The following is a 21,742-nucleotide window of genomic DNA, read 5'->3' as shown; positions in this document are numbered from 1 at the left end:
CCATGAGTACGGAATGGATTGCAGTCGACTGGGGAACCTCGCATCTGCGGGCTTGGGCAATGCAGGGTGATGCGGTGCTGGATCAGGCGCAGTCGGACAAAGGCATGGCACGGGTGGACAAAGGCGGGTTTCAAGCCGCGCTGTTCGAACTGATCGAAGGCTGGCTGGGCACGGCGCCACTTGACGTGATCGCCTGCGGAATGGTGGGCGCGCGGCAGGGCTGGGTCGAAGCCCCCTATTCCGCCGTTCCGTGTGAGCCAACGCCGGTTGCGCCGTTTCGTGTTCCCGGCACCGACCCACGCATTCGCGCCTTCGTGGTGCCCGGTCTGAAACAAACGGCACCACCCGATGTCATGCGCGGCGAAGAAACCCAGATCGCCGGGTTTCTGGCCTCGCGTCAGAACTGGGACGGGGTGATTTGCCTGCCCGGAACCCATACGAAATGGGTGCAGGTCAGCGCCGGAGAGGTTGTCAGCTTTCGCACCTTCATGACGGGCGAGATGTTCGATCTGCTGGGCGGGCAATCGGTGCTAAAACACTCGATCGGCGAGGGCTGGGAGGATGCCGCCTTTGCCGAGGCCACGGCCGATGCGTTGTCGAAACCTGAACAACTGGCGGCGCGCCTTTTTGGTTTGCGAGCCGCTGATCTGCTGCAAGGGCAGGATGGCGGCATTATCCGGGCACGGCTGTCAGGTTATCTGATCGGCGCGGAATTGGCGGCCACCCGCCCCTATTGGTTGGGTCAGCAATTGGCAATCATCGGGGCCGAGAGCCTGTCGGAAGTTTATGCCAAGGCCCTGCAACAACAGGGCGCGTTTGTAGAAACCGCCAATAGCACGAAATGTACCCTGGCCGGTCTGCAACAGGCCCGCAACCTCACGAGGCAAACCGCATGAGCCGACCCATCATCGCCATTTTGCGCGGACTAGCCCCCTCGGACGCAACGGACGTTGGACGGGCGCTGATCGACGCTGGCATCGACAAGATCGAAGTGCCGCTGAATTCGCCCGATCCGCTGGCCTCGATCGCCGTTCTGGCCAATGAGTTCAGTGATCGTGCTTTGATCGGGGCAGGCACGGTTTTGACGTCCCAGCAGGTCGACATGGTATCAGAGGTCGGCGGTCGTCTGATCGTGTCACCGAATTGCGACCCCGAGGTGATCTCGCACACACATCGGCTGGGACTGGAAAGCTGGCCGGGTATTTTTACCCCGACCGAAGCTTTCGCCGCGCTCCAAGCTGGGGCATCAGGGTTGAAACTGTTCCCCGGAGCGCTGGCAGGACCAACAGGGTTGGCGGCCTTACGTGCGGTGCTGCCAGAAGGCACAAAGGTTTATGCCGTCGGCGGGGCAGGCCCCGAGAATTTCGACCTGTGGATCAAGGCCAGCGCTGATGGGTTCGGCATCGGATCGGCGCTGTTCAAACCCGGCATGACCGCCTTGGAAGTCGCAGAGCGGGCGGCCCAAATCGTCACCGCCTACGACAAGGCCGCTGGATGAACATCGTCTACGACCACCGCGCCTGTGAACTGGGCGAAGGGCCGTTGTGGCACCCGGAACGGCAACAGCTGTTCTGGTTTGACATCCTGGGCAAACGCCTGATGACGCGGGACGGCAAAGCGCAGCGCAATTGGCAGTTCGACGAACATGTCTCGGCCGCGGGCTGGGTAGACCGGGATAGGCTGTTGATAGCCTCTGAAACGGGCCTGTGGCGGTTCAACCTGCAAAATGACCAGAAAGACCTGATCGCTCCACTTGAGGCGGACAATCCGGTCACGCGCTCAAATGACGGGCGCGCGGATCCTTGGGGTGGGTTCTGGATCGGGACGATGGGTAAAACCGCCGAACCCGGTGCAGGCGCGATTTATCGGTATTGGCGGGGGGAACTTCGGCAACTGGTGGACGATGTCACGATCTCGAACGCGATCTGCTTCGCCCCGGACCGGTCATGCGCCTATTACACGGACACAGCCACCAAGCAGGTCATGCAATGGCCGCTGAATTCCGAAACCGGCTGGCCCAAGGGCGACAGCACTGTATTCCTGGACCTACGCGTCGACGGTTTGAACCCCGACGGCGCCGTGGTTGATGCGAAAGGCAACCTCTGGATCGCGCAATGGGGTGCAAGCCGCGTTGCAGCCTATACACCGTCAGGACAGTTCCTGACAGCCATCCCATTCGAAGCCACCCATGTGTCATGCCCCGCATTTGGCGGCAACGACTTGACCACACTCTACTGCACTACTGCCCGCGAGGGGCTGGACATGGACACGCTTGCTGCACACCCTACCAACGGTATGACCTTTGCCGCCCCCGGCGCAGGCACTGGGCAGGCCGAACACAGAGTCATTCTATGAAGCCCGAACTTGGTGTTTGCTACTATCCCGAACACTGGCCCGAAGAAATTTGGGCCACGGACGCCGCGCAGATGGTCGAAGCCGGCCTGAGTTGGGTGCGGATCGGTGAGTTTGCCTGGAGCCGGATGGAGCCCACTCCGGGTGATCTGCAATTCGACTGGCTGGACCGAGCGATTGAGGTGCTGGGGGCTGTGGGCCTTAAGGTTGTTCTGGGCACGCCGACAGCAACGCCGCCCCGATGGATGCTTGAGAAACACCCTGACATGCTGGCGGTGGATGCTCAGGGGCAGCCGCGCAAATTCGGTTCTCGCAGGCATTATTGTTTTAGTCATCAAGGATATATCACCGAATGCGCCCGCATTGTCCGGCTTATGGGCGAGCGGTACGGGAGCAACCCGCATGTCGCCGCCTGGCAGATCGACAACGAATATGGCTGTCATGACACGACCGTCAGCTACAGCCAGCCTGCCTTGCGAGAGTTTCAGCGGTGGCTGGCCGATCAATATGGCTCGGTCGACGCTCTGAACGCCGCCTGGGGCAATGTGTTCTGGTCGATGGAATACGCAGGTTTCGATCAGATCGACCTGCCCAATCTGACCGTGACCGAACCCAACCCCGTACATGTTCTGGCCTTCCGCCGGTTCAGCTCGGATCAGGTGGTGATGTTCAACAAAGCGCAGGTTGATGCGTTGCGGCCACTGACCGACGCGCCGCTGCTGCATAATTATATGGGCCGGGTTCTGGATTTCGATCATTTCAAAGTCGGTGCGGATCTGGATATCGCCACATGGGACAGCTATCCGATTGGGTTTCTCTCAGACCGGCTTGAGGCGGACGAGGCCCATAAAGCCGCGTTCCTGCAACAGGGCAATCCGGATATGCAGGCCTTTCATCACGACCTTTATCGCGCCGTTGGGCGCGGGCGCTGGTGGGTGATGGAACAACAACCGGGCCCGGTGAACTGGGCTCCTTATAACCCTGCCCCCCTGCCCGGCATGGTGCGCCTGTGGTCGCTTGAGGCGGTGGCGCATGGGGCCGAAGTGGTAAGCTATTTCCGCTGGCGGCAGGCGCCGTTCGCGCAGGAACAAATGCACGCTGGCCTTTTGACACCGAACAACACACCCGCCCCGGCACTGGCCGAGGCTCGTCAAACCGCAGTTGATCTGGCCGAGCTTGGCGCGCTGACGCAAACGCAGGCGGACGTGGCGATTGTGTTCGATTATGCCTCGGAATGGGCCTGGGCGACACAACCGCAAGGGGCCGGGTTCAACTATTTCCGGCTGGTTTTTTCAGCCTATCGCGCGTTGCGGCGGGCCGGGCTTTCGGTGGACTTCATTGCGGCCTCGGAAACGCCCAAGACTGACTACAAACTGATCCTCGCCCCCGGTCTGGCCACGCTGGATGACGATCTGGAAACCCGCCTGACAGAGGGTTGTGATCTGGCCATCCTTGGCCCCCGTACAGGCGCGATCACTCGCGATTTCCAAATCCCAACCTCAGGTCGCCCGGGCCTGTCCGGGCTGGATTGTGAAGTTGATCTTGTGGAAACCCTGCCCCCTAACGTGCAGCGTGATGTTAACGGAGGTGGCGCGGCGCAACACTGGGTTGATCGCCTCTCCGGAGATGCCCCAGACCTTTTGACCTTTGTTGATGGCACATCTGCCCTAAAAGGCGAAAACGGTCTTTGGTACCTTGCGGGTTTCCCGGATGAGGCTCTTTGGGACAGGGTCATCTCGATGGCCGCCAAAACGGTCGACCTGACCTTGCATGCAATGCCCGAGGGCCTGCGCCGACGGGAAACCGAGCAGCATATATTTCTAATCAACTACACCGCCGCACTCGCCCTTTGGAACGGGCACGAAATCGCTGCGTGTGACGTTGTCATCCTACCAAAGGGTCCAGCCGCACAGGGGTAATGCTCAGGCGTTTAAAAATTTTTCGACAAACTCGGCCCGTGCTTTAGCATACCACGGAGCTTCAGCCAGCCACGGGTTGAGGTTGGCCAACGCGTCGCCCGGATAGGCCTCGGCAAAGTTCTTTCTGAACTCATCGCCCGCGAAATCCTCGGCGCCCAGTACGGCTGTGTTATATCCGTTCACTGCAGCGGCAGCTCCGGCTGGCTCAGGTCGGTACAAATAGTTGATGAACGCATAGACCTGTTCGATGTTTTCCGCACCGACCGGCATTGCAAGACCATCCACCCACGCCATCGCTCCTTCGATCGGAGCCTGATAATTCACCGGTTCCCCTGCTGATTTCAAAGCCAGCGGCGGCCCGTCCCATGTTTGCCCCACAACTACGCCGCCATTCAGCAAGCCGTATTTCTGAGTTTCAGCATCGTTCCAAATCAGCTTGATCCGATCCCTGCGTTTAATGCACCAGTCCGTGATCTGGTCCCAGACCCTGCGCATGGTGTCTTCGTCGTCATAGGCATCCCAGACGGACTCGGGCTCCATCTCACCCAAGCGTTCCAAATACAGACCCGCACACAGCATCATAGAATGCGCACGACCCATGGTCATACCGGCGTTATCTTCCACCCAAACATCCCCATAGGATGGGGTGCTGCCTTCGGGCGACCACAGATCGGTGCGATAGGCGATGCCTTCGGTACCCCAGATATGCGGCAGCCAGTGGGTTCCACTCTTGTTGAAATCCCAAGCGTCGGTGCCAATCCTGATCATGGACGGATTAACCGCATCCACGTTAACCCTGTTCAGGTCGAACGGTTGCAACAAGTCCAGCGGTGCCCATTGCAGAGACCGCATATTCGTTGGCGTGACAATATCAAATCCCTGACCGTTCGACTCCATCATCATACTTAAGATTTCTTCGTTCGATCCGATCCCGATATGATTGACCCTGATCCCCGTTTCCGCTTCGAACCCTTTCAGGAACTCAGGCGGCAGGTAATCCGACCACATCACCACGTTGATCTCACCCGAAGAGGCCAGCGCGCTTTTGCTGTAAAGCGGAGCCGCCAAAACAGCCGCGCCCGCGCCTTTCAGCATCGAGCGTCTGGAAAGGGTTTTCCGTTCAGCCATTTTGATTCTCCTGCTATTGAGTTGTTTTGCAGCCTTCTACTTGCTGCCAACAGGAATGTGGACTGGCAAGATCACGTGTCCCGCCAGATTGAAACCCCATAGGGTGGGATTTCAGTGCCCCCAACCAAATAGGCATGTGGTTCGTCAGTCGGTAATGACAACCCATCTGCCCCGAAATTGAAGGCAAATTTCAATCCTCCGCGACGTGTGATCCGCAGGTCCGGTCCGCACTCCGTGACGGGAAGGCCCGCCCAGCTTAACGCGTCCGTAAGTATGGCATGCAGCAATTGGCCGCGTGGGATCATTGCCAGATAGATTGCTCGGTCCGAGCGTACAATCGCCGGGCTGCCATCCCGGTATGCGCTGCTAAACTCTGCCGTTACCGTTCCGCTGGTGTCGATGATTTCCCGCCAACCGGTGAAGTCATACGTCGTTCCGTCCTGCAAGCGCACCGATTCCTGCGCCAGTTCTGGCAGCGATTCCATCCGCAAGACCGTCACACCGGTAAGCTCAGCCAACGCTCCGGGCGCAAGGTTGTGCGGTGTGTGCATGTCGGGTGTCTTGCTGCCCGCGCGCGCGCCGATCAGCAGTTTCGCCCCACTGTCCCGCAGTTTAATGGCCAGATCGTATGGAACGATCATGCTTTGCGGGACAACAATCAAGGCATACCCGTTCAGCTCATCTTGTGGCCCCACAAAATCCAGATCGACCCCAAGCGCGCACAGCCCGGCATACCATTCGCGGATGATCTGAGCATTTGGGAAGGCATCGTCATGCGGCAGGATATCCGCCGCCCAGATGGATTCGTAATCCAGGATTATGGCCACCTGCGCCCGCTCACGTACCACGGCGGGCAACAAGTCGCGCTCTGCCGCGACCTGCGCCAATTCCACGGCGGCCTGATCCGGGCTGCCGTCCGAACGCAACAATGCTGTGTGATACTGTTCCTGCGCAAATTTAGCCTGTCGCCAGCGAAAAAACATCACCGCCTGCGCGCCATGCGCATAGGCTGCCCAGGTCCACAGTCGCACCATCCCGTCCGCGGGTGAGGGGTTTTTCTCGGCCCAGTCCACCGGGCCGGGTTGCTGCTCCAACACCCACATGCGCCCCTTGCCTTGAGAGCGATACAGATCGCAGTGAAACCCCTGATAGTCCGGCGCGCCGGTCCGCAAATAGCGGTGCTTTTCGTCGTCAGACAGGGTCGAGCCCAACAGATTGCCTAAAGGGTAACTGTCGAAGCCAACAATATCCAGATCGGCGGCAACGGCATGGTGATCGAACTCAAAACTGCCCGCCATGAAATTATGGGTGATGTCCCGGTCCGGCGCGTACTGACGCAACACATCCACCTGCGCGCGGTTGAACAGCCGCACCCGGTCCGAGGAGTATCGCGCAAAATCAAGCGCGTGGGTTGGGTTGGGGCTGGCCACCAGCCCGTTTGGCAATTCGATCTGGTCAAAGCTGGAATAGGCAGATCCCCAGAACACTGTCCCCCAGGTTTCGTTCAGTATTGCGATCGACCCGTACCGATCCGCTAGCCATCGCTGGAACCCGACCCGCGCCGCATCCGAATAGCTAAGCACCGTGTCGTGATCGTTATACTCATTGTCGATCTGCCAGGCATGAACATAGGGGTTCTGGCCGTATCGACGGGCAAATACGGTGGCGATCCGGCGGGCTTCGGCCAGATAGACATCGCTGGAAAAGCAATAATGCCGCCGCGATCCAAACCCTCGCACGCGCCCGTCCGGGCCAACTGGCAGAATTTCCGGATGTTCGTCGATCAGCCATTTCGGCGGGGCGGCGGTGGGCGTGGACATCATCACGCGCAGGCCTGCCTCGCCCAGAATGTCGATCACCTCATCCAGCCAATCCCAGTGGAAAACGCCGCGCTCCGGTTCAATCAGGCCCCAAGTGAATTCGGCGATGCGCACCCAATCCAGTCCCATCTCGACCATTCGCTGCGCGTCTTCACGCCAGAGCGACCCGTCCCATTGTTCGGGGTAATAGCAAACCCCAAGTTCCAACCTGCTCATCGATCTTCCCTTGCCGTGCGGCGTTCGATCCATTTGAGGAAGCTGGCGCAGCCCAACGTGATCACCACATAGAGGATTGCGGCTGTATTAAACGGCGCAAAGGGCAGAAAACTGGCGGCCTGAAATTCGCGCATCCGCTGGGTCATATCGCGGACTGACAGGATCGACAGCAGTGAGGTATCCTTGATCATCGCAATGAACTCATTGCCCAAGGGCGGCGTGACGATGCGCAGCGCCTGCGGCAGGATGATCAGCCGCGCAGTTTGCCAGCGCGAAAGACCCAGCGAGCCACCAGCCTCGATCTGACCCCGTGGGATGGCCTCGATCCCGGATCGGAAAATCTCGGCCATATAAGCGGAATAGCCGACCGAGATCGCGATGATCCCGCGAGTCATATTGGTCATATCGATACCGCCACCCGTGGCATCTTTGACCGCCCCAGCCAAAGGCAGACCGATATAGAGGATGATCACTAGCATCGGAATGCCACGGATCGTGTCCACGAAGAACTCGGCCCCTACGGCCAGCGGATGCAGCTTGTGCTGCGCACCGCCCACCGTCAGCGTCAGCAATAGAAAACCAAACACGGCAAAAGCCAGCGCTGGGTTGCGGTACTGATCCGGCAGGAATTGCGTCTGCCAGATCACCGGATAGCCCTTGGTGTTGGCACCGACCGGGACAAAGGCGCCCGACACGCTGTCGACGGTTTCGATCTGTTCCACCGCGCTGGCAGTGTTTGGGGCGCTACGGATGCGGTATTGCTGGTCTTCGCCCCCGTCGAATTCGCCAAACCGGATGATGTCGGCCTGCGCCTGCGGGGTGCCGCGCACAATGGCGATACGCGCATCCAGCGTGCCGATCAGTTCGTATTTGACCTGTGGCTGCATGAAGAAAAACGCCGATACACCCAGCAAAGTCAAGCTGATGCAGCCATAGACAACCGTCGTGCGCGCCTTGGGTTTGAACGATTGCAGCCCGACCCAGATCAGCCCCAGAATGGCGGCGAAGATATAAGCAAAAATGGCGGCGCGAAACGTGATCGCCACTCCGGTTGCAAATTGCCAATGGGCCATAAACATCAGATAGAACAGCGCGGCCCCGGTCAGGATTTCAAACCCAAGCTGAGCAAGTCCCCGCGCCCTGACGGGCAACCGGCCCGACAGCAAAATACCAGCAACCACAAGCGCATAGATTAGCAGTAACACCTGAAGACCTGTCTGAACCTGATCAACAACGTCTGGAAAAAGTACCCAAGTCTGCGCGGAGCGGTCGATCAAGGTCGAAGTATTTTCGCTGAGCGCATGAAAGAAGACGGACTCGGCAAATGGCATCAGCACCTGCGGCGCGACGAAAACCAAGACCGCCAGCGCCAACGCTGCGGGCAAGGCCGCCCATGCCGAGATACGCACCCAACCTGGCGCCGTCTGAAACCGCGCGTTTCGGGCGCAGAGATATCCCAGAATGGCCACCGCAAGAACCAGCAGGAACCCGACAAAAATCGGGCCGGCATTATTCCCGATCCCGAGAATTGCGATCAAAGAGCGCAGATATTTTGAAGAGGTAGCGAACAGGTAGATAATGAACGGGGCCGCGGCGAGCAGAACAAGATTGCTCGGGCGGATCGAGCTTAGACGCTTCATGGGACCTCACTGCAAACAGGCGGCCCGGTTGCCATCGGCACCGGGCCGTTTCGGATCGGACAGGTTTATTCGGTGCCCCAGTATTTGCCGACCAACTTGTCCAGCGTGCCGTCGGCCTTGATCGCTGCCAGCCCTTCGTTGATGGCGTCGACCGTTGCGTCGCCTTCCTGAAACACGATACCCAGCGGGTCGGATTGCAGGCCGGTGATGCCCACGGTCAGCTCACCCGCGAACTCCTGCTCGTATGCGGCGGCCGAGGTGCCGTCGATGATCACACCCTGCACATCCGCATTTTGCAGTGCCAGGATCGCGGCAGAGAAGTTGTCATACAGGCTGACATTTTCGCGCCCTACTAGATCCTCGGCCAATTGCGCGTTGGTGGTACCGGTCTGCGCCGCCAGCTTCTGACCACCGGCTTTGAAAGCCTCAAGCGTCATGTCCGCATTGTCGACCTGGAGCAGAATGGCCTGACTGACCACAATGTAGGGTTCTGAAAAATCCATCGTCTCTTCGCGTTCCGGCGTGATTGAGACGCCAGAGATCACCAGATCGAACTCACCCTGCTGAAGCGCGGCAAAGATGCCGTCCCATGCGGTGTTGACGAAATTCGGGACGCAATTGACCCGTTCGCAGATCGCATTCATCACATCCACATCGAAACCCACGATCTGACCGGTCGTCTCATCGACAGTTTCCATCGGCGGATAGGTGGCGTCGGTTCCGATTTTCAGAACGCGCCCGTCAAGGTCGGCAGCAAAAACTGCGGGGGCTGCTATCGCGGTCACGACCGCTGCGGCCAGTAGATTTTTTAACATCTTTAAGTCCTCCTGAGTTGATTTACGTGGTGGGCGCCTTTTGCGACGCGGGGGTGTCAGGTTGGCGCTCGATCAGCGTGGCCCTGATCTTTTTCTGGATCTCGGACGGGTCGGTCCCGTCCAAAGCTCTCAACATGTATTCGCCCAGAAGACAGCTGGTTTCTTCGATGGGCACATAATAGGTGCTGGGCGGGGGTACGAAGTATCGACTGAGTTGCAGATCATCGGTGGAAATCACCACCATATCCCGGCCAATCTGCACACCCGCAGCATGGGCTGCGGACAAAACGCCTAGTGTCATTGCCTCATTCGCGCAGATACAGGCCGTGGGTCGGTTGCTTAGCTGCATCAGAGCCTCAAAACACAACTGCCCAGTACGAGCGGTTGTGGGGCCATTGAAAATCAGCGCTGGGTCAGGCGCAAGGCCACTATTGGCCAACGCCTGTTCGTATCCGGTTTGACGTTGTGCTGCATAGATCAGTTTGGTCGGGGGGTTCACCAGTGCAATACGCCGATGCCCCAACCCCACCAACCGCGCGGTTGCGTCAAACGCAGCCGCCTGACTGTCGAAATCGACATAGGCATGAGGTGACTCGCTGTCGCTCATACCCATAGTGACGAAGGGAAAGCTATGTTGCTGTAGAAAAGCGATGCGCGGGTCGCCCTGCAATGTGCCCGAAAAGATGACTCCATCGGCCAAACCGTCCTGAACAATCCGCGCCAGAACGGCCATGGCATCCGGCAGATCGGCCACGTTGAACACAGACATCTCGTATCGCGAACCCTGCAAGGACGCCGAGATACCGGCCAGAATGCGGGTGAATTCTACCCCTTCCCATTCCTCTGCTGCGTCAGGTGACACGCTGACCAGCACCGCGATACGGTAGGATTTGTTGGTGCGCAGCTTCAAACCGTCCATATTGACACGGTACCCGAGACGCGTGGCTACAGCCTGAATCTCTTGGCGTGTTTCTTCCCGAACTGACGCAGCCCCCCGCAGCGCGTTCGAGACGGTGCCAACGGAATAGCCCGTCTCCTTGGCGATCGACTTGATCGTTGCGCGCGCCATTATCCGACCTCCGAAGACATCTGTCCCATCAGAAACTTTCGCCCCGTCCGCAAGGTCTCGGCGTGGTCGGGCGTTTCATCGTGTTCGACAAACAGATCGCTGCAGGGGCTGTCATTCAGAATGCGCAACAGCCGGGGCCAATCGACCACACCCTGCCCCAGATTGCGCCAGCGATCATCACCCTGCCCCGAAGCCGGTTCTGCATCCTTGGCGTGTACTGATACGATCCGTCCCGCGTACCGCTGCAACACCGCGGCCGGTTCCGGCACCGAGACGGCCAACCATCCGATATCGGGCTGCCAATGCAGCGTGTCATGCGCCAAGATCAGGTCCAAAGGCGTTTCTCCAACAGGGCCAACCAGGTCAAAATCATGGTTGTGATAAGCCAGTCGAACCCCCTGGCCCGCCAATCGCGCCGCCCAGGCAGAGAGTTGGTCTGCTACATCCTGCCATCCCGCGACCGTGTCAGGGCGGGCCTGAGGCGCCAGCCATGGCATCACGGCAACCGGGCAGTTCAAAAGATCAAGCAGGGTCAGAATATCGTCAAACCGGGTTTCGAATTCTTCCCAATCGAAATGCGCCGACCGGACGGTCAGGCCCGACTGCGCAACTTGCAACGCCATGTGTTTAGGGGACAGATCGTGAAATCCAACCGTTTCAACATCCGCAAAACCGCAGGCGTGGATCAGATCCAACTGCGCAGCCAGATCCCCGAGCTGCCTGACGGTATAAAGCTGTGCCGCTATACGCATCTGCTTACTGAATGACTCTCGATTGAAACGTTTCAATAACGTTGAAGCAGCAACACCCCTTTTGTCAAGATTCGGCCCAAAGGGGCTGGTATTTCGCCAGAAGTGCTGACAAAACACTCTAATCCATTGATGATACCGCTAACATATAGAATGCATCGGGCCGAACTGTTAGGTGGCGGCCCAACCGGCGCAAACAGGTTTTGACCATGAATTACACCCGCTCCGATTTCCCAAAGGATTTCCTCTTTGGCGTGGCAACCTCAGCGCACCAGATCGAACAGGAATTCGATCTGGTACACGAAGCCGGGTTTGACTGTTATCAATTTTCAATCAATTGGGCCCGCGTTCTGCCCGAAGGGCGCGGGGCGATGAACGAGACCGGGCTGGACTTTTACGATCGTCTGACGGACGCGCTGTTGGCGCGTGGCCTTCGACCGTGCGCAACACTGAATCACGGCGAATTGCCTGCAGCGCTGGCGGATCTGGGCGGATGGCGAAACCGCGCCATCGCCGATTGGTTTGCGGATTTCACCGAAATCATCATGGGGCGTGTCGGCGACCGTATGTACAGCGTTGCACCGATCAGCATCCCGGCTGGCATCGGCAGATTACACAATTTCGCTAACCAGATACTCGACACCGGAAATACCCGCGCCACCGCGCGGGCAATGCACCACATGCTGTTGGCCCATGGGTGTGCCATCGAGGCGATGCGAGGGTTGGGCATGACCAATCTTGGGGTTGTGTTCGATCAAACACGCGCGGAACCGTCCAAGGACCCCGCCACCGATTTGCTTGGTGACATCCTCAATCGGTTCTGTCCGGCTGGTGTTTTCAACAAGACCTACCCTACAATGGCGCTTGAATCGCTGGAGCGTCATCTGCCGTCAAGCTGGCAGGGCGACATGGAAACCATTGGAACTGGCGTTGATTGGTGCGGTCTGACCTTTGACACGCATTGGCCATCTGCTGTGGACCTGAGCCGTTTTCAGCACGACTACACCCAAGACAGGCCGATCCTTGTCACCGGTATGGCTGGCCGCGAAACTTCGCACGGGGATGGGTGGGGTAACGATCTTACCCAACACCTATCGGCAGTGCAGGACGCGCTGAAACAGGGTGTTCCGGTGAAGGGGGTGTTTATCCGGTCTGTGCTGGACCGGGGCAATTGGGCCCCTTACGACGCTGAACCGAAAGACGTGGTCGACACAGTCTCTAGTGCGCCAGAAAGCAAACCGAAGGTGTCGTATAACATCCTTAAACCCGTCCTGTCTGGTGGCGCGGTGTCATTGCCTCTGGCTCAACCACCTGGTGCCATGCGCGCGCATTGGAACTTGGTCGCGGATATCGGCGGAACCAATACGCGCTTGGGCGTGATCGCTGACGGAAAGCTGACCGATCTGCGCAAATACCCAACCGGCACCCTGCCAGAATTGCTTAACGCCTTTCACACCCTGCGCGATGAGATCGGCACCGATCCACGCGCCGTGGTGGCCGCCGGGGCCGGGCCTGTGAAGAACGGGACGATCCGCCTGACGAATGCAAAGCTCGACCTGTCCGAGGGTGATATCGGCAAGGCCACGGGCGCGCAGCATACCTTTGTCATCAACGACTTTACCGCCGCTGCTTGGTCGGTGGCCGAAATCACAGGCAATGATGTCGAGGTGTTGCAAGGCGCCACGACCCCACCCCCTGGCACCCGGTTGGTTGTCGGTCCCGGCACAGGTCTTGGAGTTGGGGCGTTGCTTTATTCTGAGGGCCGATATCACACCGCATCTGGTGAAGGCGGCCATATCGGCCTGTCACCGCGCCATGTGGATGAGGTCGAGATTTTCAAAGCCGCCCGGCACATCGCTCCGGATTGTTTCTTTGATGAAACTTTGGTGCTTGAGGCGGAAATGTTCCTTAGCGGCACAGGTCTGCCGGTCCTCTATCAAGCTGCAAGCATGGCCGCAGGACAGACCAACACGCCAAAGCGCAGCGCCAAGGACATTCTTCAAGACGCTCGCGCGCAGACAGATCCGATCGCCGAAAAAACGGCGCATATGTTCACCACCCATCTGGGCGCAGTGATGGGTGATCTTGCCGTCGTGCTGATGCCTGTGGGCGGTGTGTTCCTTGTGGGCGGTGTGGCCGAGAAAAACCGCTGGCTCTTCAAGGAAGCCTTCCGCGATGCGTTCAACGCGGGCGGCCGGTTTACCGATTTGCGAAGGTCAATGAGCCTGTATGTTTCGGAACAGGACGAATTTGGCATTGTTGGCGCTAACAATTTCTGTAAAAGTGCGCTCGCGCGTTAATATAGCCGCCTGATCCCAAAAGACAGAAAGGACCCGGCATGATCCTGTGCTGCGGTGAAGCCCTGATCGACATGATCGCCACCCCGACCATTTCGGGCGGTGATGGATTTGTGCCCCATTCCGGTGGCGCGGTCTTTAACACTGCCATTGCCTTGGGGCGGCTGGGGTCGCCGGTTGGGCTGCTGACTGGCCTGTCTTCAGATATGTTCGGAGAGCAATTGGCCGAAGCCCTGAAGACCAGTCATGTGGATGCAAGCCATGTGATCCGATCAGATCGCCCCACGACGCTGGCCTTTGTGCAGTTGAAGGACGGGCACGCCTCTTACAGCTTTATCGACGAAAACTCGGCGGGTCGCATGCTGATGCCCGAGGATATGCCGGATCAGCTCCCCGCTATTTCGGCGCTGTATTTCGGCGGAATCAGCCTGGCGTGCGAACCCTGCGCAGACGCTTATGCCGCATTGTTGGACCGGCAAGGGGCGGATCGGGCGGTGATGATTGATCCCAATATCCGGCCCGATTTCATCAAGGATCAAACCCGGTATCGCACCCGTCTGAACCGGATGATCGCACAGGCGGATATCGTAAAGGTCTCGGACGAGGATCTGGATTGGATCATTCCCGGCCCGGAAAGCATCACTGAGAAAGTGCCGCTGTTGCTGCAAGCCGGGCCTGCCGTGGTCATTGTAACGCGTGGCGGTGACGGCGCGTCAGGCTATCTGGCGGACGGGTCCGAAACCTCAGTCCCTGTTCGACCGGTTCAGGTTGTCGATACCGTCGGCGCGGGTGACACGTTCAACGCCGGTGTGCTGGCCGAACTGGAACGCGGTGGGCTCCTGACCAAAACCGCGCTGCGCACCCTGAATACCGAAAACCTGCGCGCCGCTTTGGCCAAAGGCGCAGAGGTTGCAGCCATCACCGTTTCCCGCGCCGGGGCCAACCCTCCCTGGGCGCACGAGCTTTGAACCCCAAAGAGATCTAAATGAAACGTTCTGACATCAACGCCATCAAAACCGAGGCCGATGCCTTTATCCGTTCCTTCGGTGCGGTCCTGCCCCCCTTTGCCAATTGGTCGCCTGACCAAATGCGCAGTGACAAAGCCGCAGGCATTCGCGAACGCGGGCTGGGTTGGGACATCACCGATTACGGGCAGGGACGCTTTGATGAGTTGGGCCTGTTCCTGTTCACCTTACGCAACGGCGATGTGGGTGATCTGAACAGTGGTCGGGGCATGCTTTATGCCGAAAAGTTGCTGGTATCGCGGGACAAACAGCTGTCGCCAATGCACCGCCACATTGTGAAAGCCGAAGACATCATAAACCGCGGCGGTGGTGATCTGGTGATGGAGATCTATGCCTCGGACCCGCAAGGCGATATCGACCGTGAAAATCCTGTTGTTGTGCCCAGCGACGGTTGCCCCGTCACAATTCGGCCCGGTGAGTTGCTTCGCTTGAAACCCGGCGAAAGCGTCACTCTGATGCCCGGCATATGGCACGCCTTCTGGGCCGAAAAAGGCGATTGCCTGATTGGCGAGGTCTCGACCGTCAATGACGACCGAACCGACAACGTGTTCGAAGACCCGATCCCGCGCTTTGCAACCATCGAAGAAGACGTCGCGCCGGATTTCCTGTTGGTCGCGGATTACTACGCTTGATACGCAGTTTTCAGGCTGACCTGACCCGCAAAATGATAAGTCGCTTTTCTTAAACCGGAAAAACGCATTAAAATGGGCTGCGAAACCGTGGGTGGGGGTTCCAACCCTGACCTGTTAGCGCAACAACTGTTAGGGGGCCGGTCCAATGGTCACGAAAGCCGAGCTTGAAGCGCAAGTTGCCGATCTGCGCCGCCAACTGGCCGAGCAAACTGCGACCCGTGAACAGGCACAAAGGCCGGAACCACACGATACTGTGGCCGACAGGATTGCCGAGAACATCGACAACTGGACCGGACAGCTTGAAGAAGCCCTGACCGAGTTGGAGGATCTGCCGCACAAAAGACCGATCCTGTTTGCGCTTGGCATTTTTACGCTTGGCTATCTGCTAGGCCGATCCCGGTAGGAGCCTGAACATGAGCCGCATTTCCCGCAATATCTCGATCATTCTGCGCGCCGAACGGTTGATTGCCCAACGCCATGTTGCCGTGGCCGCACGGCGTACCGGCTTTTACGCTGCGGCGGGGCTGGCCGTGGGGCTGGCTGTCATCATGCTGAACGTGGCCGGTTTTTTCTGGTTGTCCGCAACCATGTCCAAACCGCTGGCCGCGCTGATCATGGCTGGGACCAACCTGTTGCTGGGTGTGATCCTGGTTCTGATGGCCAACACGCAGAACGCGCAGGCAGATACGACAGCCGCGGTCGAATTGCGCGATATGGCACTGTTAGATATCGAGACCGAGATCAAAGACACTCTGTCCGACGCACGTAACACCGTGACAGGCATCCGGCGCGACCCGCTGGGTGCCCTGACACCTGATGTTATCAGCGCCATTCTGAGTACCCTGATTAAATACGCCAAGCGTCGCAAAGACAAACCCGAGCAATAGCGACTATTGCACCATCCGGGCGGCGGCGCGGGCGATCACCATCTCTTCGTTCGTTGGAATTGCCAGAATGCGCACGCGGCTGAAATCGGTCGACAGAACCGTGCCATTGTCGGCGTTCCTGTTGGGATCCATTTCAATCCCGATCCAGCGCATCCCGTCACAAACCCGCTGACGGATCTGTACTGCATTCTCACCAATGCCGCCCGTGAACACCAGCGCGTCCAACCCTTCCAGCGCAGCAGACATGGCGCCAAGCTCTCGGCGAATGCGAAAGACATAATAATCGATCGCCTTGCGGGCCTCGGGCGTTTCGGCGGCCAGCAGGGTGCGCATGTCCGATGACATTCCCGACAGACCCAGCAGGCCGGAATTACGATAGAGCATGTCGGCGATTTCATCCGCGCTCATCCCTTCCTGCTGCATCATGTACAGCACGACACCCGGGTCCAGCTGACCGCTGCGGGTGCCCATCGGCAGGCCGTCCAATGCGGAAAAACCCATGGTCGACGCCACAGCCCGCCCGCCTGACACAGCACACATCGACGCGCCATTGCCCAGATGCGCGATGACAACGCGGCCATCATACAGGCTGGGCGCGGTCTCTTTCAGCTTTTGCGTGATGTAGTCATAGCTCAGGCCGTGAAAGCCGTACCGGCGCACGCCCTTGTCATAATAGCTCTGCGGCAGGGCGAAGGTATCGTTGACCCATGGATGGGTGCGGTGAAAGGCGGTGTCGAAACAGGCCACCTGAACCGTGTCTGGAAAGGCGGCGCTGGCTGCACGGATACCGGCCAGACTAAACGGCTGGTGCAGCGGCGCATAGGGAATGAACCCGGCCAGAGTATCCAGAACCTTGTCGTCGATCCGCACGGGTTCGGAATACACCGTCCCCCCATGCACAACCCGGTGACCTATGGCGCGGATTTGGATGTCCGGCAGATATTCGCGTGTCATGTCCAGAAAGGCCTGGATTGCCTCGTCATGGCTTTGGGTATCCGTCAGCGCCTGGTTGATCGAGCGGCCCCCGGCAGATTCCGCCAACAAGCGCGGCGCATCCCCCAAGCGTTCGATCTGGCCGTGCCAACGCATGCTGGGGCGATTGCCTTCGACCAGTTCATACAGCCCGAATTTCAACGAAGACGACCCGGCGTTCAGCGCCAGCACATGGTCAGCCATGAATTTTGTCCTTATTTGCCTGCGCATGCAGCGCCGCCACCGCACAGGAAGCCAACCGCGAGGCATCATCATCCGCTCGGGACGTCAGAATGATCGGGGCGGCGGCACCTACCACAATTCCCGCTGCCTCGGCATGGGAAATGTAAGTCAGCTGTTTGGCCACCATATTGCCAGCTTCGATATTCGGGGCCACGAGGATATCCGCCGCCCCGGCGACGGCGGACTTGATGCCCTTTGTTCGCGCCGCCTTCAGATCAACCGCGTTGTCCATCGCCAGTGGGCCATCGACCAGTCCACCGGTGATCTGACCCCGCTCGGCCATTTTCGACAACAGCGCCGCATCCACAGACGAGGGCATATGCGGGTTGATCGTCTCAACCGCCGACAAGACGCCAACCTTTGGTGTTTCTATCCCGATCGAGTGTGCCAGATGGATGGCATTCTGCACAATGTCTGCCTTGGTCTCGAGGTCCGGGGCGATGTTCACGGCCGCATCCGTCACCATGATGGGCCGTGAAAAGCCCGGCACGTCCATCACAAACACATGCGACAGGCGACGGCCTGTCCGCAGACCTTTGTCCCGACGCAGAACCGCTCGCAGCAAAACATCGGTGTGCAAATGCCCCTTCATCAGGGTTTGCGCCTTACCTTCAACCACCAAATCCACGGCGCGGTGGGCAGCGTTTTCATGACTGCGGGCTTCAATGATCTCGAGACTCGACAAATCGGCCTTCAACTCGGCGGCTGCAGCAGCGATTTTGTCAGGATCACCCAGAAGGATCGGCGCAATAATACCCTTGGAATGCCCTAGCAACGCGCCGCCCAGCGAGTTCGGCTCTTCCGGGGCGATCACGGCTGTGGGCATCGGATCCAGAGGCTTTGCCTTTGCGATCAGTGCATCGAAATGGCGATGGCGCTGAACGATCAGGCCGGGCACGTCAACCGAGTCAAAGGTCAGGTGTTTGGCTGGCGGCGTCACTTGCACCTCACCACTGAGGATCAGAGCGTTGTCGCCCACGCGGCGCACTTCGGTCGCACAAAGCAAATCACCGTCGTCCCGCTTTTCGGTCACGGTCAGCGTGGCGGTCACCTCGTCATCAGCCAGAACAGGCGCATGAAAAGACAGGTTCGCCGACCGCGCCTGGGTGCCCGCGCCGGGCAGGATATTGCCCAAAATTGCCGCAATCAAACCGGCAGGCCACAGGGCTGGTGCCACTGCCTCGGGGTGGCCATCGCCATCGCCATCATATCCCGCCAGATGCAATGGATTATGATCGCCCGAGGCCGAGGCAAAGGCATAAAGATCATCGATCGTACATAAGCGCGTCACCTGCGCCACGTCCCCGACCTTGATCTGCGCGTAGGTGCGGTTTTCCGTTATTTTCATTTCTGTTTGGCCTTGTTCGCAGCAGCCGAACTGCGCCCTTGAGATTTGCTCCGAGTTTCCGTTTTCTGTTTGATCTCAGCAAGATCAAGCGTGTCGTACAGTGCTTGTGCCATCTCAACAAGCTCAGGCGACGGGTCTGGAATTTCGCCCAAAATTCGCTTGAGCAGATCTACCGCCTGCTTTCTGTCAGCAACCCGCGGAAGCAAGTCCGGCAATGTATCGATCGCACCCTGTTCGTCAAAAGTGACGATCACTGTCTGTTCGCGCAACATGCGTTGGCGGTCTTCGACGGTGAGATCCCTGAACGGGGCCTCATGTTGGAACACATGCGCCCAGCGATGCAGAATTTCAGCCCGAAAGCTTTGGTTACTTGAGGCCAGCAACAGCAACAACCGGATCACGGCCTCGGGCAGCCCGCCCTGTTTCATATGCGCCAATGCTGCCTCAACCTCGGGCAGGGCTTTCAGAGTTTCAGGATCAGGCAAGGTACGGTGGGCAGCGTTCTTCTTGCCGAACCACGCGGCCAGCGGACCACCCCAAAGCGCATAGAACATCCCTTCATACCAGGCATCGCGCAGGTCTCGACTCAGATCCATGGCCTGTTCGACCCAGTCGCCGGTCAGCTTTTCCATCTCAAGAAACGGGTTATCAGCTGTCGCCGGGGCGCGCAGTTCGCGCGTCATCCCGGCTAATTGCGCAACCCCCTTCATCATCGGATTGTCCGAAGACATCGCCGTGCGTTGAACGCGCAGAGGGTGCAGATCACGCAAAGCCTTTGCGCCCATCGGTGTGGAAACAGATCGCACAAAAGGACGCCCAAAGGTTTCATATGCATTCGCCTGCACCTCGGACATATGGGCCACCGCGGCAAAGCTGGCCTCATCCTGCTGGCCGTCGTCCAACGCGGCTACATCCCCGAGTGTGCGGTCATAGAACCGAACCTCGAACTGTTTATCCTGGCCTTCGCCTTGGGTGTTTTCGATCACCATCTCGTAGAGGCCTGGTGCCATTGCTTCGACCGTTTCCAGGGTCGAAGCCATCTGCGTATGTTCCTTACGCGCCACTTTGGACGAGACAAAGATGCCCAGATGGCCAACTTCATCATGCAACATGTAGATGATCCGCTGACCGCGCAGACGGATTTCCTCTTCATCTGCGTATGTGGCGGCAATCCAGTTGAGTGCCTGCTGGGGCGGGGTGATGTTGTCACCTTGGCTGGCAAAGACAAATATCGGGCCTTTCACCGCCTTGATGTCGATCGGCACGCCCGGTTCCAACTGCGCGGTGTTCTTGATCAGCCGATTGCCAACGAACAGCTGCTCGACGATCCAGTGAATCTCGGCCTCGTTCAATAGGAAGTAACCACCCCACCAGCGCTCAAAATCAATGAAGCGTTTCCGACCGCCGTCAGGGTCGCGGTAGAGGTCGAAATACTTGCCGAAATAATTCCGGCTGGGGTTCAGCTGTTCAAAATTCATCACCAGATTGGCGCCATCGAACATGCCCGCGCCGACGTCCGACCAGAACATCGGTTGCCAGGTGCCGCCCAGAACACCGGCGTTATACCGCATCGGATTTTCCCCTACCTCGCCCGACCATGGTGCAATGGGGGCGCCATTCAGGATCAGCGGTCCGGTCAGATCCGGGTTGCAGGCGGCCATCAGCAAAGTGGCCCACCCACCCTGGCAATTGCCGGTCACGACCGGCTGCGGGCTGTCGGGATGGCGCGCGCGGACAGTGCGCACGAACCCGGCCTCGGCATGCATGACGTCGGCAAGGGTCTGCCCCGGCACAGGGTCTCGCCCGAAACTGACGAAATAAACCGGATGCCCTTTTGACAGGGCAACGCCAACCTGACTGTCTGGTTTGAATCCACCGATGCCGCCGCCGTGACCGGCACGCGGATCGATGATGATGTAGGGACGCCGGGTGTCGTCAATGGTTACACCTTTGGGCGGCAGGATGCGCAGCAGTTGGTAATTGCAGGGGCGTTTCAGGGTCGCCCCGTCGACGATGACCTCATAGTCATAGATCAGCACCGGCGGGCAACCCGCGGCTTCATGCTCCAGAAAAACATCTCCACGTTCACGCAGCGCGTCCATGGTCAGCACCACGCGCTGGGTGGCGTCTTTCAGATAAGCTGTCCAATCGTCGACAATCGATTGCGAACGCGCAATGCGCTGCGAAACCTCGGCGAAGCCCTGCATCAGATCTCGGGTCCGCTCTGAATGTGTTTCGATAATTCGCGTCGATTGCAGCCGGGCGGATTGGGACAACAGGGTCCATTGTACGCCGGACCGATCCAAAGCGCGGGTTACGATATCAACCGTTCGGTCCTGAATCGCAGCCGCATTTTCAGCCGTCTCGGACCGAAGGTTCAACGAGGTCTTCTGCACATTGGTCACCATGAGCCTGTCCTCTAACCATCGAAAACACATGCGCCGCGCCGTAAAATTCTGCCAGTGGCCGAGTCGATTTCTGCGACGCAGCATAGTTTGTTTCGAAATGATACTCAAACCCAACTCTGCGCCGCGCCGTCTTGGTTCTAACCGTTGGTGCAGCCACCGCCTGAGCGGCATTGGACAACTTCAACTGTCAGGTGACTGGCGAAAAGGCGAAAAGGCGAAAAA

Annotated in this window: 18 protein-coding genes; 9 read left to right on the top strand and 9 right to left on the bottom strand. The window is 58.8% G+C overall.

What is annotated here, in order from left to right:
* Window positions 1–2: 2 nt before the first annotated feature.
* From ACR0JB_RS08865 to ACR0JB_RS08850, 4 genes are read left to right on the top strand one after another with little or no spacing between them, the layout of a single operon-like run.
* Complete coding sequence (locus tag ACR0JB_RS08865) at window positions 3–896, top strand: 2-dehydro-3-deoxygalactonokinase (RefSeq protein WP_480789845.1); 894 nt, start codon at window positions 3–5, stop codon at window positions 894–896.
* Window positions 893–1,498 (top strand): 2-dehydro-3-deoxy-6-phosphogalactonate aldolase, encoded by a 606-nt coding sequence (locus ACR0JB_RS08860; RefSeq protein ID WP_170394964.1) that lies wholly within the window; start codon window positions 893–895, stop codon window positions 1,496–1,498. The genes ACR0JB_RS08865 and ACR0JB_RS08860 overlap by 4 nt, the downstream gene beginning before the upstream one ends.
* Window positions 1,495–2,355: an SMP-30/gluconolactonase/LRE family protein gene (locus ACR0JB_RS08855; protein ID WP_170394962.1), complete on the top strand. Its 861-nt coding sequence runs from the start codon at window positions 1,495–1,497 to the stop codon at window positions 2,353–2,355. Before ACR0JB_RS08860 ends, ACR0JB_RS08855 begins: the two co-directional genes overlap by 4 nt.
* Window positions 2,352–4,271: a beta-galactosidase gene (locus tag ACR0JB_RS08850; protein ID WP_170394960.1), complete on the top strand. Its 1,920-nt coding sequence runs from the start codon at window positions 2,352–2,354 to the stop codon at window positions 4,269–4,271. The genes ACR0JB_RS08855 and ACR0JB_RS08850 overlap by 4 nt, the downstream gene beginning before the upstream one ends.
* A gap of 3 nt (window positions 4,272–4,274) precedes the next feature.
* Here the strand turns inward: ACR0JB_RS08850 and ACR0JB_RS08845 are convergent, their stop codons facing one another.
* The 6 genes from ACR0JB_RS08845 to ACR0JB_RS08820 all read right to left on the bottom strand — a co-directional run bounded on the left by ACR0JB_RS08845 (window position 4,275) and on the right by ACR0JB_RS08820 (window position 11,711).
* A complete protein-coding gene (locus ACR0JB_RS08845) occupies window positions 4,275–5,399 on the bottom strand; it encodes an ABC transporter substrate-binding protein (protein WP_170394957.1) in 1,125 nt (374 codons plus the stop codon).
* A 71-nt stretch (window positions 5,400–5,470) separates the two neighbouring features.
* Window positions 5,471–7,435 (bottom strand): beta-galactosidase, encoded by a 1,965-nt coding sequence (locus ACR0JB_RS08840; protein ID WP_217354370.1) that lies wholly within the window; start codon window positions 7,433–7,435, stop codon window positions 5,471–5,473.
* Window positions 7,432–9,075 (bottom strand): amino acid ABC transporter permease, encoded by a 1,644-nt coding sequence (locus tag ACR0JB_RS08835; protein WP_170394953.1) that lies wholly within the window; start codon window positions 9,073–9,075, stop codon window positions 7,432–7,434. The genes ACR0JB_RS08840 and ACR0JB_RS08835 overlap by 4 nt, the downstream gene beginning before the upstream one ends.
* A 65-nt stretch (window positions 9,076–9,140) precedes the next feature.
* A complete protein-coding gene (locus ACR0JB_RS08830) occupies window positions 9,141–9,890 on the bottom strand; it encodes a basic amino acid ABC transporter substrate-binding protein (protein WP_170394951.1) in 750 nt (249 codons plus the stop codon).
* Window positions 9,891–9,912: 22 nt separating this feature from the next.
* The gene (locus ACR0JB_RS08825) at window positions 9,913–10,959 is read right to left on the bottom strand and encodes a LacI family DNA-binding transcriptional regulator (protein ID WP_170394949.1); all 1,047 of its coding nucleotides are present in this window, start codon (window positions 10,957–10,959) and stop codon (window positions 9,913–9,915) included.
* Window positions 10,959–11,711, bottom strand: a complete 753-nt coding sequence (locus tag ACR0JB_RS08820; protein WP_170394946.1) for a sugar phosphate isomerase/epimerase family protein — start codon at window positions 11,709–11,711, stop codon at window positions 10,959–10,961. Before ACR0JB_RS08820 ends, ACR0JB_RS08825 begins: the two co-directional genes overlap by 1 nt.
* Before the next feature lie 206 nt (window positions 11,712–11,917).
* Between ACR0JB_RS08820 and ACR0JB_RS08815 the strand changes: the two genes are divergently transcribed.
* From ACR0JB_RS08815 to ACR0JB_RS08795, 5 genes are all read left to right on the top strand, one after another.
* Window positions 11,918–14,008, top strand: coding sequence for a family 1 glycosylhydrolase (locus ACR0JB_RS08815; protein ID WP_170505953.1), 2,091 nt, complete (start codon window positions 11,918–11,920; stop codon window positions 14,006–14,008).
* 38 nt (window positions 14,009–14,046) lie between these two features.
* The gene (locus ACR0JB_RS08810; RefSeq protein ID WP_170394939.1) at window positions 14,047–14,973 is read left to right on the top strand and encodes a carbohydrate kinase family protein; all 927 of its coding nucleotides are present in this window, start codon (window positions 14,047–14,049) and stop codon (window positions 14,971–14,973) included.
* A 17-nt stretch (window positions 14,974–14,990) separates the two neighbouring features.
* Window positions 14,991–15,662 (top strand): D-lyxose/D-mannose family sugar isomerase, encoded by a 672-nt coding sequence (locus tag ACR0JB_RS08805; protein WP_170394936.1) that lies wholly within the window; start codon window positions 14,991–14,993, stop codon window positions 15,660–15,662.
* A gap of 145 nt (window positions 15,663–15,807) precedes the next feature.
* Window positions 15,808–16,065, top strand: coding sequence for a hypothetical protein (locus tag ACR0JB_RS08800; RefSeq protein ID WP_170349923.1), 258 nt, complete (start codon window positions 15,808–15,810; stop codon window positions 16,063–16,065).
* A 10-nt stretch (window positions 16,066–16,075) separates the two neighbouring features.
* Window positions 16,076–16,549, top strand: a complete 474-nt coding sequence (locus ACR0JB_RS08795; RefSeq protein ID WP_170394934.1) for a hypothetical protein — start codon at window positions 16,076–16,078, stop codon at window positions 16,547–16,549.
* 3 nt (window positions 16,550–16,552) lie between these two features.
* Here ACR0JB_RS08795 and ACR0JB_RS08790 read toward each other — a convergent pair whose 3' ends face one another.
* The 3 genes from ACR0JB_RS08790 to ACR0JB_RS08780 are packed head-to-tail and all read right to left on the bottom strand — an operon-like array spanning window position 16,553 to window position 21,520.
* Entirely contained in the window at window positions 16,553–17,725 is a 1,173-nt protein-coding gene (locus tag ACR0JB_RS08790) for an acetate/propionate family kinase (protein ID WP_170394931.1), read from the bottom strand.
* Window positions 17,718–19,112 (bottom strand): bifunctional enoyl-CoA hydratase/phosphate acetyltransferase, encoded by a 1,395-nt coding sequence (locus tag ACR0JB_RS08785; protein WP_170394925.1) that lies wholly within the window; start codon window positions 19,110–19,112, stop codon window positions 17,718–17,720. The genes ACR0JB_RS08790 and ACR0JB_RS08785 overlap by 8 nt, the downstream gene beginning before the upstream one ends.
* Complete coding sequence (locus tag ACR0JB_RS08780; protein ID WP_170505959.1) at window positions 19,109–21,520, bottom strand: DUF3141 domain-containing protein; 2,412 nt, start codon at window positions 21,518–21,520, stop codon at window positions 19,109–19,111. Before ACR0JB_RS08780 ends, ACR0JB_RS08785 begins: the two co-directional genes overlap by 4 nt.
* Window positions 21,521–21,742: the final 222 nt, after the last annotated feature.

The sequence above is a fragment of the Ruegeria sp. BI7 genome, assembly GCF_056537925.1.
This window is presented reverse-complemented; position numbering and strand designations above follow the sequence as displayed.